The sequence below is a fragment of the Ideonella sp. P3_A4 genome (genome assembly GCF_056403075.1).
The window spans coordinates 1-15,106 of record NZ_JBFUGE010000116.1 but is presented as its reverse complement, the minus strand read 5'-3'; the positions used below and the strand labels follow the sequence as shown (position 1 = coordinate 15,106).

Genomic DNA, 15,106 nt, shown 5'->3' with positions numbered 1-15,106 from the left:
CCACTGGTGAAATCACTCACGGCGCCACCTCGTTGTCGGATTGTTCGAGCTCGCCCTCGAAGGGAAGCCGCGCTGCGGCCTCGTGGCCAGCGCGGCGTTTCGGCCACCAGGTCCACGCCATCAAGCTCATGAAGAGGGCGAAGCTGGCCAGCGTCACGGCGCTGCGGATGTCGTTCAGGTCCATTTGCCTGTACTCCTTTACTTGACGTGCGTGCCCAGCGACTGCAGGTACGCGACGACTGCGTCCATCTCGGTCTTGCCCTTGACCGCTTCGGCGGCCGCGGCGACCTCGGCTTCGGTGTAGGGCACCCCCAGCCGCTTCAGTGCCAGCAGCCGCGGCGGCACGCTCTCGGGGTCGATCGCATTGCGGTCGAGCCAGGGGTACGCCGGCATGTTGGACTCGGGCACCAGGTCGCGCGGGCCGGCCAGGTGCAGGCGGTGCCATTCGTCGCTGTACTTGCCGCCGACGCGGTGCAGGTCGGGCCCGGTGCGCTTGCTGCCCCACTGGAACGGGTGGTCGTAGACGAACTCGCCGGCGGTCGAGTAGTGGCCGTAGCGCAGCGTCTCGGCATGCAGCGGGCGGATCATCTGCGAGTGGCAGTTGTAGCAACCCTCGCGCAGGTAGACGTCGCGCCCGACGAGCTGCAGCGCGTCATAGGGCCGCAGCCCCGGCACCGGCTCGGTCGTCGAGCGCTGGAAGAACAGCGGCACGATCTCGACCAGCCCGCCGACTGCGATGACCAACAGGATCAGCACGATCATCAGGAAGTTGCTGGTCTCGATGCGCTCGTGACCAGTGGCTTGAATGTTCTGGGCCATGAATAGTTGCTCCTCAGGCGTGGGCCAGGCGCGGAATCACCGCCGCCCTCACCTGCCCGCTGCGAATCGTCATCACCACGTTCCAGGCCATCACCAGCATGCCGCTGAGGTACAGCAGGCCACCGGTCAGGCGCACGACGTAGAACGGGAAGGTCGCCTTGACGCTTTCGACGAAGGTGTAGACCAGCGTGCCGTCGGGGTTGAGCGCGCGCCACATCAGGCCTTGCATCACCCCGGCGATCCACATCGCTGCGATGTAGAGCACGATGCCGAGCGTCGAGATCCAGAAGTGCAGGTTGATCGCCGGCACGCTGTACATCGTCGTGCGGCCATACATGCGCGGGATCAGGTAGTACAACGAGCCCATCGAGATCAGGCCCACCCAACCCAGCGCGCCGGCGTGCACGTGGCCCACCGTCCAGTCGGTGTAGTGCGACAGCGCGTTGACTGTCTTGATCGACATCATCGGCCCCTCGAAGGTGGCCATGCCGTAGAAGCTCAGCGCGACGATCAGGAACTTCAGGATCGGGTCGTCGCGCAGCTTGTGCCAGGCGCCCGACAGCGTCATCACGCCGTTGATCATCCCGCCCCAGCTCGGCGCCAACAGCACCAGCGAGAACAGCATGCCGACGCTTTGCGCCCAGTCGGGCAACGCGGTGTAGTGCAGGTGGTGCGGGCCCGCCCACATGTAGGTGAAGATCAGCGCCCAGAAGTGGACGATCGACAGGCGGTAGCTGTAGACCGGGCGCTCGGCCTGCTTGGGGATGTAGTAGTACATCATCCCGAGGAAGCCGGCGGTCAGAAAGAAGCCGACCGCGTTATGGCCGTACCACCACTGGACCATTGCGTCCTGCACGCCGGCGTAGGCCGAATAGCTCTTCCACAGGCTGGCTGGCATGGCCGCGCTGTTGACGATGTGCAGCAGGGCGACGGCAATGATGAAGGCGCCGAAGAACCAGTTCGCGACATAGATGTGGCGCACGCGGCGCTTGCCAACGGTGCCGAAGAAGACGATCGCGTAGGCCACCCAGACGACCGCGATCAGCAGGTCGATCGGCCATTCCAGTTCGGCGTATTCCTTGCCCTGCGTGTAGCCCAGCGGCAAGGTGATGGCGGCCAGCACGATGACGGCCTGCCAGCCCCAGAAGACAAAGTTGGCGAGCTTCGGCAGGAACAGCGGCACCTGGCAGGTGCGCTGGACCACATGGAAGCTGGTGGCCATCAGCGCACAGCCGCCGAACGCGAAGATCACGGCGTTGGTGTGCAGCGGCCGCAGGCGGCCGTAGGACAGCCAAGCGATGTCGTAGGTCAGGTCAGGAAAGGCCAGCTGGGCGGCGATGACCACCCCCACCAGCATGCCCACGATGCCCCACACCACGGCCGCCAGCGCAAAGCCGCGGACGGGGCCGTCGGTGTAGTTCACCGGCGCTGCAGCCTGCGCTGTCGCGTTCATCGAAGCCTCCGTTCTCACAATCCATTGACGATGGAATGGATTCTTCGACGGCTGGTCTTCAGGGCCCTTGATGTTCATCAAGTGCGGCGCCATCGGTGGCCAGAATTTCGGCCCCTTGTTGCTCGAGGTCGTCGAATTGGCCCCCTTGCAGGGCCCAGGCGAAGACGCCGAGGATGCCGAGCACCAGCAGCACCGAGAACGGGATCAGCAGGAACAGGATGTCCATGGCGTCAGGGCCCTGTCAGGCCGGCTGGCTGCGCGGCCATCGGCGGGGCAGCCAATCTCGCGGGCACTTGTTGAGCCTGCGACGGGCCCGGGCGGGCCACGCGCATCGAATTGAGGACCACCCCGAGCGAGCTGCAGGCCATGCCCAGGCCTGCGGCCCACGGCGGCAGCCAGCCCGCCAGCGCCATCGGCACGCAGACGGCGTTGTAGCCAGCGGCCCAAAGCATGTTCTGGCGCACGATGCGCAGCGTCTTGCGTGCCAGCTGCCGGGCACGCACCAAGTCACCCAGTCCGTTGGCCAGCAGCACCCCATCGGCCTCGGCGCGGGCCACCCAGGCGCCCTCGCCCATCGCCAATGAGACGTCGGCCTGAGCCAGCACCGGTGCGTCGTTGACGCCGTCGCCAATCATCGCGACCACCTGGCCAGACTGCTGGGCTTGGCGCACCATGGCCAGCTTGTCCTCGGGCTTCATCGCGGCGTGGCTGCAGCCCACGCCCAGCAAGCTCGCGACGCGTTCGACGCGTGGTCGGGTGTCGCCCGACAGGATGGTCACCGCCACGCCGTCGTCCCGCAGGGCGGCAACGGCTTGCACGGCATCGCTGCGCAACTGCTCGTCGAGCTGGAAGCAGGCGACCATGCAGCCGTTGCGGCTCAGCCAGAGGTTGGTGCCGTTTCGTGCATCTGCGTGCGTCCCGACCCAGTCGGCCGAGCCCAGCCGCCACACGGAACCGTCGGGTGCCACGCCTTGCAGACCGGCGCCGGTAGATTCCTCGACCTGCTGCCAAGGCATCGCGATGCCGTGCCCCAGCGATGCCAGGCCCTTGGCCAACGGGTGGGTCGACCAGGCCGCCAAGGTCGCTGCCGCGGTCCGGATCTCTGCGTCGCTCAGGTCGCCAGCCCCTGGCAGACGATCGACGTGGCCGCAACGCAGGCTTGCCTCGGTCAGTGTTCCGGTCTTGTCGGTGAACAGCACCTGCATGCGGGCCAGGCCTTCGATCGCATCGAGCCGCCGAAGCAGCACGCCGCGGCGCGCCATGGCACTGGCACATGCCAGCAATGCCGACGGAGCGGCCAGCGACAACGCGCACGGACAGGTCACGATCAGCACCGACACCACCACCCAGACGGCCCGGTGCGGCTCGTTGACGGCCCACCAGCCGCCGGCCGCTGCGGCGAGCAGCAAGACGGCCCACAGGAAGGGCGCGGCCCAGCGGTCGCTGCGGCTCAGGGTCGCCGTGCGCCGCGTGCGCGCTTCGCGCATCAGCGCCAGGATCTGCTCGTAGCGGGTGTCGGCGCCTGCACGCAACACCCGCATCGTCACCGGCGCACCGAAGTTCACGCTGCCGGCCACCACCGCGTCGCCCGCCGACTTGGCCACTGGCCGCGACTCGCCGGTCAAAAAGGCTTCGTCGAGCTGGGTCTCGCCCTGCAGCAGCACGCCGTCTGCACCCACCACCTGCCCGCTGGCAATCATCAGCACGTCGTTGATCTGCACTTCGCCCACGCTGATCGTCTCGACGCTGCCGTCCGCACCAACCCGCTGCACCGTCTGCGGCAGCTCGGTCAGCGAAGCCTCGAGCTGCTCTTCGGCCCGGTGCCGCAACTTCATCTCCAGGTAGCGGCCACCGAGCAGGAACGAGACGAACATCGTCAGCGAGTCGAAGTAGACCTCGGCGCCGAACACCCCCTGGGGATCGAAAGCCGCGGCCGTGCTGGCCACGAATGCCACGCCGATCCCGAGCGCGACTGGCACGTCCATGCCGACCTGCTTCATACGCAATGAACGCCAGGCGCCCTGGAAGAACGGTGCGGCCGAAAAGCACAGCACCGGCAGCGTCATCACCCAGCTGCCCCAGTCGAGCAATTGCTTCAAGTCGGGCGCCAGCTCGCCCGGGCCCGACAGGTAGGCGGGGGTCGCCAGCATCATCACCTGCATCGCGCACAACACGGCGACGAACAGCCGCCACAGGCCCGTGCGGGCCTCACTGCGACGCAGGTGACGTGCAGCAGCGGCCGTGTCGGGCACCGCCGAATATCCGGCTTGCTCGACAGCATGAACAAAGGCAGACGGGCGGGTGCGCGCCGGATCCCACAACACCGTGGCCAGTTGGGCCGCCGCATCCACATGCGCACTGACGACGCCATCGACAGCCTGCAACGCATCGGTCAGCGTGCCCGCGCACGAGGCGCAATGGATGCCGCCGATCTTCAGCGACGATTCACCCAGGCGACGCCCGCCCACGGCGCGACCATCCGCCGTCCAGCGCGTGAAGCGGGCGGTTTCGGGGTCGTCTTGCGGCGCGACGTTGGTCATCCCGCCAATGGTCGGGTCGACCGGGCTCAGCCGGCTTGATCGGCGTCAAGCGGGCGGTGGACCCGGTCCGGCAAAGTGGCTGCCGCGCTGGCGCGTATCACGCGCGGCGTGACGATTTGTGTATGGGCATGGGTGGCGGCGCCGTGGCTTGATCGGCGTCAAGGCCTGGTGGCGCGCAGCGTCCTAGGCTTGCCTCTCACGACCTTCCCTGCTCGCACCTCTGCCTGTCTTCATGCAATCGCCACTCCCGCACGGCAAGCCCGATGCACCGGCCAAGCGGCCATCGCTTGACAGCCAAGCCCTGCTGGCCGACGCCCGCCGGCTGCAGCACGCTGCACGGGTCGGTGCTCCGCAACCCTTGTTGCGGGGAAAGAAGCTGGGCTTGCTGTGTGGCGCGGGGGATGCAGACGAGGCACTGCTCTTTCGCCACGCCGCCAATGAGCTGGGCGCACACGTGGCCCATATCCGCTCGGCCTTCACCGCGGACAGCACAGCCACCGAAGTGCGGGACACCGCCCGCATGCTGGGGCGGCTGTATGACGCGGTCGAATGCCAGGGGCTGCCGCCTTCGCAGGTGCAACAGCTGGCGGGTGCCGCCGGCATTCCAATCTACGACGGCCTGGCTTCGCAAGCCCATGCCAGCGCCGAACTCGCCGTGATGCTCGACGGGGACGAGCCCCAGGCCGAGAAACGGCGTCGTGTGCTGCAGGCCGTGCTGCTCGCGACGGTCGTGTGAGCGCGGGTGCCGGCGTCGGTCAGACGCCGGCCAGCCCGGCGCGGCGGGAATGAGAGCGACCAGCCGCTCCCGCGGCCCGTGCTCCCACCCTCGCCGTTAGCAGGCGAATCAGGCCGCGGCGGCCGACGCGGCTTGGCCGGAATCAGCGGGCGCTGCGGCCTGTGCGGCCTTGCCCTTGCCGGCTCTCTTCGCGGCCGGCTTCTCGGCCACCGGCTTGGCGGCGCGTTTGGCTTTGGCGGGCTTGGCGCCATTCGCGCCATTCGACTTGCGCGCTGCCTTGGCCGGCGTTGCGGCCTTGACGGGGGCGGCCGCCTTGGCCTTCTTGACGCGCCCGGCCTTCTTGCGCGGGGCTTCGGCCGGCGCTGCCGGGGCCGGCGCGGCTTCGGCTGCGCCGATCAGGAACGCGCTGCGGTCCTTGACGCCAGCCARCCAGTTCGGCGGCTTGCCGCGGCCGGTCCAGGTCTTGCCGCTCTTCGGGTCCTGGTACATCGCGACGCCGACCGATTTGGCCGCCGTCTTCTTGCGCGCGCCAGCGCCGCGCTTGGCCTTGGCCGGCTTGGCAGCTTTGCTAACGCTGCCAGTCGTGGCGGCGGCGCGACCTGCGGCGAATCCCAGGTCCTCCGCGGTCAACTGGTACTTGTCGATCAATGACTTGACCTTGGCAATGACGTCTCTCGACTCAGCCTTGACCAGTGCTTCGGCTTTCTTCTGAAGATCAGCGATTTGTTTCTTGATCGATGCCAGTGTGGCCATGCGGTACTTCCAAGCAGTTGCGGTGGCGCGAGTCTATTCAATTCGGCGCGCAATTACCGGATATGGCCATTGAATCGATGCGAAAAGAGCAACCGTCCATTTCAAATGGCGCGTGAAAACGTCAATCGCACTTGAGCCAATGAAGGGCCGTTCCCGAGTTGGCTCACCCCCTCGGGGGGCGGCGTCGGTGTTTGCCGCCGCCTGGGGGCGCTCTCAAGGAAGCCGCATGGCTGCTCACTAATAACTGAACTTCTGCAGGGTGTTCAGATCCGGCGCCACGATCACATAGCCGATACGGCGTTTCGGGTTCAAGGCCATGAACGCCGGGCTCGCCGGCAGATGAAAGCCATTGAGCGATTCGACGAAATTGCCTTGCTCGTCGAAGACCTGGATGCTGCTGCCGCTGGCCGCGGTGCTGGAAAACGTTTGCCCGACCAGGAACAGCTTGTGAATCGGATCGACCGCCACTGCGCCGCCGCTTTGGGCCTGGCTGGTGGCGCCCGGAAGCACGACGATGGTGCTCGTGCCTTGGGCCAGGTCATAGAACTCGACGCTGAAATCGTCTTCGGTCGTGGTGCAGACGATGCGCGTTTCAGAGTCGACCGCGATCCCGTTTACGTAGCCGAATCCCAGCCCGTTGAATCCTGTCTGCGCCCCGGTGGTGAGGTTGATCAGGCCGATTTGCGTGGGGCAGCCGAAGCAGCCGAGTGAAGAGCCGAGCACGGCCTGGTTGGTCGAGCCATCGAGGGCCATGACGGGTGAATGGTTCCAATCGAAGATGGAATCCTGGACTCTGATCACCGGCCCGAAGGTGTTGGCGCCGACGTTTGAGCTGAATACATATGAGCTGAAGTCGCCGCCGCGGTTCTTGAAGCCGAGCATGGCCGTCTTGGCAGAGCCCTGGCTGGCCGCACCTGCGGTGATGATGTCGTCCGGCCCGCCGAACGGTGGCGTCCAGCGGCCGGTGAAGCTGTTTGAATCGACCGGGTCCAGCAGCGAATAGACGCGCTTGTCGACATAGAGCTTGCTGACATGCTCGAACTCGACCAGCCCGACGTGCTTGCCGAAGATGCCGAGCGTGACGAAGTCGCTCTTGCTGTCCGACAGCTGCTTGATGACCTTGACGATGGCGCCGGTCTTTTGGTCAAAGGTTTCGACGGCGACATCGGCGCGCCCGTCGGGCAAGGTGAGCGCCTCGCTCAGCAGGCCTTCGGTGCCGGTCTGGTCGATGTCATAGCCCAGGATGAATCCGCCCAGCGCCGAGTGGACGACCACCTGGCTGGGTCCCACGGGCCCGCGGCGGAATCCGGCCATGTCGGTCTCGGCAGAGGCAAGAACCCATACCGAGCTGGCCACCACAGCGGTCAGCACTCGAATCGCAGAAAGACGGATTCTCATGGGGCACCTCGCAACAGCAATGCACGGACATCAAACGCGCGAAATCGTAGTCCTGCTGCCGTGCCCCGTACAGGTCGCCCCCATCTGGTCGCCTCAATCCGGTGGCTGCTGCTCCGACGACGGGGTTGGGCGAAAGATCGGCGTCCACTCCAGCAATTCGGCGAGTCGGGTGGACACCCATTGCGCTTCGGCCTCAGAGACCGGCATGCCGCCGCCGATGAGGCCCTCGTGGACCCGCTCCAACACGTCCGATTCGGCGATGCCCAGTTCCCACTGCTTGGTCCGGGCCGTCTCCACCAGCATCGTCGCCAGGTCTTCGYAGAAGCCGTAGCGCTGCTGGATGAACTCGCGCGGCTGGTTGGGTTTGATGCGGCCGGGATCGACGAACAGTGCCACGAACGAGGGCGGGAGGATCAGTTGGCTGTCTTCATTCACCCAACGATTATTGCCCGCGAAGGCTCATGGCCAGCTGCGGCGCTCTAGACTTCGCCGCGAAAACCAGGAGACGCCATGCCCCGCCCTCGCTTCATTGCCTGTCTGATGCTGGCCGCGTCGGCATCGTCCGCGCCGGCGATGGCCGGTGAACCGGCCACCGAACAACCGCTGCTGCGCGAGGTCGCCGCGGCGGTTAGCCCGGTTGAATTGAAGACCACGGTGCAGACGCTGGTCGACTTCGGGACTCGCCACACCTTGTCCGACACCCAATCGGACAAGCGCGGCATTGGCGCTGCACGGCGCTGGGTGCAGCGGCGTTTCACCGAGCTGTCCAAACAATGCGGCAACTGCCTGGAGGTGGTGACACCTTCGCAGACCTTCACCGGCCCCCGCGCGCCGCAGCCCACCGAGGTGATGGACATCGTCGCCATCCAGCGCGGCAGCAGCGATGCGAACCGGGTGATCCTGATCACCGGCCACCTGGACTCGCGGGTGTCCGACATCATGAACAGCACCAGCGACGCGCCCGGTGCCAACGACGACGCCTCGGGCGTGGCAGCGGTGCTCGAAGCGGCACGGGTGCTGTCGAAACAGCGCCTTCGCGCCACGGTGGTGTATGCGGCCCTCTCTGGCGAAGAGCAAGGCCTGTACGGCGGCAAGGTGCTGGCCGAATACGCACGCGCCCAGGGCTGGCAGGTCGAAGCCGATCTCAACAACGACATCGTCGGCAACAGCCACGGTCAGGACGGCGTTCATGACAACAGCACCGTGCGCGTGTTCTCGGAAGGGACCAAAGCTCTGGAGACTACGGCTCAAGCGGGGCGCCGCCGCTACAACGGCGGCGAGGTCGATTCGCCGTCGCGCAACATCGCGCGCTTCATGGCGACGCTGGCCGAGCGCTACCTCACCAACCTGCGCGTGCAGATGGTCTACCGTACCGACCGCTACGGCCGCGGCGGCGACCAGGTGGCGTTTCTCGACCTGGGCTTCCCGGCTGTTCGCGTGACCGAGGCGCACGAGGACTACACCCACCAGCACCAGGACCTGCGGGTCGAGAACGGCGTGCGCTATGGCGACACGATCGAGTTCGTCGACTTCGACTACCTGGCCCAGGTGACGCGGCTGAACATCGTCACGCTGGCCGCGTTGGCCAACGCGCCGGCGCCGCCGAAAGGCGTGGCCATCGAAGGCGCGGTGACGCCCGACACCACGCTGAAGTGGGAGCCGCAGGCCAGCGTTGCTGGCTACCGCGCCTGGTGGCGCAGCACGACCGAGCCACAGTGGAAGTTCAGCCGATTCGTGGCCGCCGATACGCAGCCGGCGAACCGCCTGACCTTGAAGAACGTCGTCATCGATGACTGGTTCTTCGGCGTCTCGGCCATTTCGGCAGACGGCTACGAATCTCCGGTGGTCTTCCCCGGCGATCCGGGTGCGTTCTGAGCCCGACCGCTCACAATGTCTCCAAATTCCAGGCGTATGCTCGCCGGCTTCGAGATCAACGACCACAGGAGCCTGCAAGATGGATCGGACAGTGAGCCCGCCGGCATTCGGCGACACGGTGACTGATTTCTCCCGGCGCGATTTCGTTGCGCTGTCGGTCGCCGCCGGCCTAGGCGGTGCTGCGGCGTCGGCATCAGCCGCTGGCCTGGCGGTGGTCACCGACGAGGTGACGATCAAGACCGCGGACGGCACCTGCGACGCCGCCTTCATCCACCCGGCCACCGGCGCGTACCCCGCCGTGCTGATCTGGCCCGACGCGTTCGGCTTGCGGCCGGCGATGCGAGACATCGCCAAGCGGCTGGCGGCCGAAGGCTACTCGGTGCTGGTGCCGAACCCGTTCTACCGCATGGCCAAGGCGCCGGTGTTCGAGACCGCGGCCAACGCCGACTTCAAGGACCAGGCGCTGTGGGCCAAGCTCAAGCCGCTGATGGGCTCGGTGACCGCGGCCGGAGCGGCAGAGAAAGATGCGGCGGCGTTCGTCGAGTTCCTCGATGCGCAGGCCGCCGTCGACAAGACCAAGAAGATCKGCACCCAGGGCTACTGCATGGGCGGCGGGCTGGTGGTTCGCACCGCCGCGACACAACCCCGCATCGGCGCCGGTGCGTCTTTTCACGGGGGCGGGCTGGTCACCGACAAGCCGGACAGCCCTCACCTGCTGGCGCCGAAAATCAAGGCCCGCATGTACTTCGGCGTGGCGTCGAACGACGACCAGAAGCAGCCGGAAGCCAAGGACACGCTGAAGCAGAGCTTTGCCGATGCGAAGGTGCCGGCGACCGTCGAGGTCTACGCAGCGTTGCACGGCTGGTGCGTGGCCGACATGCCGGTCGAGGGCGGCGCGCCGATCTACAACGCGGCTGAAGCCGAACGCGCCTGGCGCGCGCTGGTGGCGTTGTACAAGGCCGGCTTGGTGTGATGTGCAGGGCGCCGGCGGCGCAGCCGCCGGCGTAGCCGCCGGCGTAGCCAGGCACTGACGCGTTACTGGCTCGCGTTACCGGTGCGCCTCAGGCCGGGCTGAGTTCCTGTTGCTGGCGCAGGATGTTTTCGCCGGTGACGGTCAGCCGCAGGCTGCCGCCGTCCCACTTCAGCCAGTCCAGGGTCACGCAATCGTCGAGGTCATCGGCGGGAATCTGCGCCGCTCGCCGGCGGTGCAGCAGGTCGACCGTGGGCTGCAAGGTCTCTCGGAGTTGCTCGACACGCTGGGATGGCAGGCGGTGATGCGACATGGCTGGTCTTTCTGAGGAGGAAGCTGCATTGGCGCTTGCCTGTGCAGCAGGCAACGCGATGTTGGCTCACCAGCGGCCAGCGCGACAGTCGACGCAGGCGAGATCCGCGCATAGGACAACGCCTACAAGGCGTGCCCTGCCTGTCAGCCGCGTCTTCTCTCGACGCCGACGACCTGCAGGTCCGGCGGCACCACGTGCAGGGTGTCGCGGCCTTTCATCTTGGCCGCATACAGCGCCTCGTCGGCCAGGGCCAGCAGCTCACTCGGCGTGGACAACGAACTGGCGCTGAGGTAGGCCACGCCGATGCTCGTGGTGACGTTCAGCACTACCGTGCTCAGCTGCATCGGCTTTCTGATGTGGGCGAGCACCTTTTCGGCCACGCGGCGTGCTTCATCGCTGTTGCGCACGCTGTCCAGGATCACGACGAACTCGTCGCCGGCCAGGCGCGCCACCGAATCCGTCGAGCGAACGCTGCCCGTCAAGCGCTTGGAGAACTCGATCAGCACGGCGTCGCCGGCGGCATGGCCATAAGTGTCGTTGATGGCCTTGAACTGGTCGACATCGAGGAACATCAGGGCGATGCCGGTGCCCGCGCGCCGCGCGCGCGACAGCGACTCGGTCAGCATGTCTTCGAAGCAGCGCCGGTTCGCCAGCCCGGTCAACGGGTCGTTCAGCGCCAGTTCGGCCAGCTTGCGCTCCGACTCGCGGACCGCGGTGACGTCCGTCGTCAAGGTGTAGACGCCCAGCACCTCGCCGACCGAAGCCATATCGGGGATGTACAGCGTGTGCAGCACCCGCTTCATGCCCATCGCGTCGGAGCTGACTTCGAATTCGATCCGCTTGCCGGTCAGCGCCTCGTTCAGTGATTTGGAACGTTGCTCGTACAGCTCCGGGCCGATCACGTCGACCAGYGGCCGGTTCAAGGCCTTGGCGATCGGAATGCCGGTCCATTGCTCGAAGGTACGGTTGACGAAACGCAGCTGCTGGTCCTTGTCGATGTACGAGATCATCACCGGCAGGTTGTCGGCAATGGCACGCAGCTGACTTTCACTGCGCTCGAGCTGAAGCTGGGCGCGCCGCAGCGCGGTCACGTCGAATGACATCGCATAAAAGCCCGTCACCTCGCCGCCGGCCGATGTCTGCGGGATCAGGTGCGCCTGGTAGTGCGCTTCTCGACCATCGCGCATCACGCTCGCCTCGAAGCTGCGCCGATGGCCGTTGAGCACCGACTCGATGTGCGGCGCATGCAGCGCATAGTTGTCATCGCCCACCGCTTCGCGCAGGCTCATGCCCTGCTCCTGCCCGCGTTGCAGCCCGTTGACGCGCCGGCCCAGGTCGTTGGCGTAGATGCACCTTTCGTGGCGATCAAAGTAGCCCACCATCGCGGGAATGTTGTCGATGACCTCGTGCAAGCGCCGCTCGCTCCGGGCGAGGTTCTGCTGGGCTTCCTGCCGCCCGCGGATGTCTCGCGCGAAGGCGTTGGCGCCGAAGCCCTTGGCCGTCGGCATCGGCGAGATCGACAGCTCGATCGGAATCTCGTAGCCATCGCGGTGCAGGCCGGCAATCTCGGTGCGGCGGTTGAGCACCGGGCCGGTGCCGGTCCGCACAAAGGTCGCGAAGCCGTCGTTGTGGGCCTGCCGGTACTGCAGGGGAACGATCAGTTCGGACAAGGTCTTGCCGACCGCCTCGGCCTTGCTCCAACCGAACAAGCGGCTCGCCTCGGCATTCCAGTCGCCGACCCGGCCTTCGGTGTCGATGGCGATGAACGCATCGCTCGAGGTGTCGAGAATCGATTGGGTGCGCCGCTGTTCGGCCATCAGTGCTGTCAGCAGCGGTCGCACGCGCGAGCGCAGTGCCCAGGTCCCGACCAGCACGAAGGCGATGATCAGGAGGGCCACCAGGTTGAAGCGGTGGCGGATCGGGGTGTAGATGGTGTGCACATCCGTCTTCACGACCAGCCCGAGGCCGGAGTCGCCGATCGGCGCGTACCCTGCGGCGACCGGTTCGCCGCGCGCGTCCAGCACCATCATGGCGCCGGAGCTGCCATTGAGCGCCAACGTGATCGGGTAGCTCGGCTTGCCCTGGGCGTCGAGCAGCGGTACCGAGAAGGCCTTCCTGTAGAAGCGGCTGGGGGCGCAGGCGGCCATTTGCTCGCGCACGCTGCAGATGACCGCGTCGGAGCTTTCGTTGACCTCCCGAAGAGCTTGCAGAACCTCGTCGAACAAACGAAGCCGCTGCTCGGTCACCAGGGTGCCGATACGTTGTCCATCCAGATCGAACGGCACGTGGGTGCGCAGCACATAGCCTTCTGCCCACAGCAACTCGGCCGCCGCGGCGTCAACCGACAGGTCGTGGCTCACGAGGGTCGACGGGTCGAGGAACTGCCCGGCCTCGGCCAGCAACTGGCCGTCATCCGCAAGGAATCTCACCCCGACGACCTCGTCACCGACGAAGGTCGAGGCCAGGTACTTCAGTTGCTCCAGGCCGGCCGCGCCCGTGCCCTCGGCACGAGACTTGCGGATCGCGTCGCGCACACCGGGGCGGGAGGCGATCATGCGCGGGAACCACAGGCTGGTCTGCAGCGTATTCGACAAGGCCAGCGCATGGGTCTTCGCAGCGTCACCGACGTTGTCGGTGATGGTTTGCTCGAAGGTCTCGCGCATCACCGCAAAGCCGGCCAGGCCGGCGCCGAGCGCCACCACCGTCAGGGTGGTCAAGGCGCGGTAGATGATGCGGCGTTCCATGTACGCCGCCTCTTGCGACTCTGGCCGTGCAAAGCGGCGCCTGAGCAGCAGCCAGAACCCCAGCGCCAACGCGACCAGTGCGAACGCCGTCGATGGCAGCATCTGGTTGAACTTGCCCAGGCGATAGAGTTGCTGCAGGCCCAGCAGGTGGTCCAGCAGGCCCAGCAGCGCAAAGGCAGACAGCAGCACGGTGGCCGCTTTCAACGCCGATTTCTGGCGCACGCCGATCGTTTGTCGGTTCGCCATCAGCAGCGCCACGCCCGCCGCCATGAAGGCCAGGCAAGTGCTGGGCGCCACGCGACCCGGGTGGGGGTTCTGCGGTGTCGGGAGCACCGACGCCTTGGAGAAGTCCAGCCCCCAATTGGCATTCAGCACCGACTGCAAGAAGGCCAATGTCGCGTACACGAGCAAGGCCGCCGCGCAAGCATCCAGCCACATGCTCTTCGTGCGTGACTGCCTCTGGCCGTCGACGAGCGCCAACCCAGCGCCCGCGCACACGAACAGCAACCCGGCCCCGAGGCCGAGTYCAGACCCTTCCTGAATCAAGGCATTGACCCACGGCAGGTCATGCAGCCCATTGGCGGCGACCAGCACCCCAAACGCCGCCACCAGCGTGCCGATGATCCCGTGGGCGGTCCAGGGCCAACGCGCCATTGCCGCCTTTCGCCAGCCTCACGACGAGGCGGCGCACAAAGCCTACAGCGATCGGCTCGGCTTGACCACAAGACTGCCGAATACCAACAACACGCGCCGAATCTTGTGTGTCACTTCGGCGTGTCTTACCCCTAAGTTGGGGGGTCTTCAAGCGCCGCGATCCGCCACTAATTGGCAGTCTCAGGATTGACCCCCGCTTGGCAAGCGGCGCCCAATGGCCGCCCACTCGTTGAATCCACGCCCAAGGAGGCCACCATGCTGAATCGCTGGTTGCTGATGGATCGAGCCGCGGCACGCGCCGGCGGCGCCTGGCTTGACGATGAGGACCGCTCCTGGTCGCCGTGGTTCCTGCCGTCGGATGACGTGGGCCCACTCAAGCTGATCGTGGGAACGCCAGGTAACGACGACCTGCACGGCACGTCGGGCGACGACACGATCGACGGCCTGCAGGGCACCGACCAGATGGCCGGCCGCAAAGGCAACGACACCTACGTCGTCGACAACATCGGCGACACGGTCATCGAGCAGGCGCACCAGGGTCAAGACGTGGTGATGGCCGCGGTCAGCTACACGCTCGGCGCCAACGTCGAGCACGTCGGGCTGACCGGAACGGACAACATCAATGCCACCGGCAACGAGTTGGACAACCGCTTGTATGGCAACGTCGGCGCCAATGAGCTGGACGGCAAAGCCGGCGCCGACACGATGGTCGGCGGTGCCGGCAACGACATTTACTACGTCGACGACCCGGGCGACGTGGTGAAGGAACACAACGGCGAAGGCATCGACACCGTCCGACCCAGCATCGACTACACGTTGGGCAAGAGCGAAGAAAACCTCAGCTTGTGGCC

General features: G+C 66.4%; 14 protein-coding genes. 4 read left to right on the top strand and 10 right to left on the bottom strand.

Annotated features, from left to right (window positions below):
* Nucleotides 1-16: 16 nt before the first annotated feature.
* The 5 genes from AC1DYI_RS13050 to AC1DYI_RS13030 are packed head-to-tail and all read right to left on the bottom strand — an operon-like array spanning nt 17 to nt 4,812.
* Nucleotides 17-184: a cbb3-type cytochrome oxidase subunit 3 gene (locus tag AC1DYI_RS13050; RefSeq protein ID WP_477204545.1), complete on the bottom strand. Its 168-nt coding sequence runs from the start codon at nt 182-184 to the stop codon at nt 17-19.
* A gap of 14 nt (nt 185-198) precedes the next feature.
* A complete protein-coding gene (gene ccoO, locus AC1DYI_RS13045) occupies nt 199-819 on the bottom strand; it encodes a cytochrome-c oxidase, cbb3-type subunit II (protein ID WP_477204544.1) in 621 nt (206 codons plus the stop codon).
* 13 nt (nt 820-832) lie between these two features.
* Nucleotides 833-2,272 carry a cytochrome-c oxidase, cbb3-type subunit I gene (ccoN, locus tag AC1DYI_RS13040; protein ID WP_477204543.1) on the bottom strand — a complete coding sequence of 480 codons (1,440 nt, stop codon included), beginning with the start codon at nt 2,270-2,272 and terminating at the stop codon, nt 833-835.
* A 58-nt stretch (nt 2,273-2,330) separates the two neighbouring features.
* Nucleotides 2,331-2,498, bottom strand: coding sequence for a cbb3-type cytochrome oxidase assembly protein CcoS (ccoS, locus tag AC1DYI_RS13035; protein ID WP_477204542.1), 168 nt, complete (start codon nt 2,496-2,498; stop codon nt 2,331-2,333).
* Nucleotides 2,499-2,502: 4 nt separating this feature from the next.
* Nucleotides 2,503-4,812, bottom strand: a complete 2,310-nt coding sequence (locus AC1DYI_RS13030) for a heavy metal translocating P-type ATPase (RefSeq protein WP_477204541.1) — start codon at nt 4,810-4,812, stop codon at nt 2,503-2,505.
* Nucleotides 4,813-5,044: 232 nt separating this feature from the next.
* On the opposite strand from AC1DYI_RS13030, the gene AC1DYI_RS13025 reads away from it, so the two are divergent.
* Nucleotides 5,045-5,548, top strand: coding sequence for a Rossmann-fold NAD(P)-binding domain-containing protein (locus AC1DYI_RS13025; protein WP_477204540.1), 504 nt, complete (start codon nt 5,045-5,047; stop codon nt 5,546-5,548).
* A 108-nt stretch (nt 5,549-5,656) separates the two neighbouring features.
* Here AC1DYI_RS13025 and AC1DYI_RS13020 read toward each other — a convergent pair whose 3' ends face one another.
* From AC1DYI_RS13020 to AC1DYI_RS13010, 3 genes are all read right to left on the bottom strand, one after another.
* Nucleotides 5,657-6,301 (bottom strand): H-NS histone family protein, encoded by a 645-nt coding sequence (locus tag AC1DYI_RS13020; protein WP_477204539.1) that lies wholly within the window; start codon nt 6,299-6,301, stop codon nt 5,657-5,659.
* A 237-nt stretch (nt 6,302-6,538) separates the two neighbouring features.
* On the bottom strand, nt 6,539-7,615 hold the full coding sequence (locus AC1DYI_RS13015; protein ID WP_477204538.1) for a hypothetical protein: 1,077 nt from the start codon (nt 7,613-7,615) through the stop codon (nt 6,539-6,541).
* A 177-nt stretch (nt 7,616-7,792) separates the two neighbouring features.
* On the bottom strand, nt 7,793-8,134 hold the full coding sequence (locus tag AC1DYI_RS13010; RefSeq protein ID WP_477204537.1) for an ATPase with chaperone activity: 342 nt from the start codon (nt 8,132-8,134) through the stop codon (nt 7,793-7,795).
* A 75-nt stretch (nt 8,135-8,209) separates the two neighbouring features.
* On the opposite strand from AC1DYI_RS13010, the gene AC1DYI_RS13005 reads away from it, so the two are divergent.
* Complete coding sequence (locus tag AC1DYI_RS13005) at nt 8,210-9,574, top strand: M20/M25/M40 family metallo-hydrolase (protein WP_477204536.1); 1,365 nt, start codon at nt 8,210-8,212, stop codon at nt 9,572-9,574.
* A 79-nt stretch (nt 9,575-9,653) separates the two neighbouring features.
* Nucleotides 9,654-10,547, top strand: coding sequence for a dienelactone hydrolase family protein (locus AC1DYI_RS13000; protein WP_477204535.1), 894 nt, complete (start codon nt 9,654-9,656; stop codon nt 10,545-10,547).
* Between the two features lie 88 nt (nt 10,548-10,635).
* Here the strand turns inward: AC1DYI_RS13000 and AC1DYI_RS12995 are convergent, their stop codons facing one another.
* Complete coding sequence (locus tag AC1DYI_RS12995) at nt 10,636-10,857, bottom strand: hypothetical protein (RefSeq protein WP_477204534.1); 222 nt, start codon at nt 10,855-10,857, stop codon at nt 10,636-10,638.
* Between the two features lie 143 nt (nt 10,858-11,000).
* Nucleotides 11,001-14,255 carry a sensor domain-containing protein gene (locus AC1DYI_RS12990; protein ID WP_477204533.1) on the bottom strand — a complete coding sequence of 1,085 codons (3,255 nt, stop codon included), beginning with the start codon at nt 14,253-14,255 and terminating at the stop codon, nt 11,001-11,003.
* 255 nt (nt 14,256-14,510) lie between these two features.
* On the opposite strand from AC1DYI_RS12990, the gene AC1DYI_RS12985 reads away from it, so the two are divergent.
* Nucleotides 14,511-15,106, top strand: a 596-nt coding sequence (locus AC1DYI_RS12985; protein WP_477204532.1) for a calcium-binding protein, incomplete at its 3' end; no start/stop codon positions are given.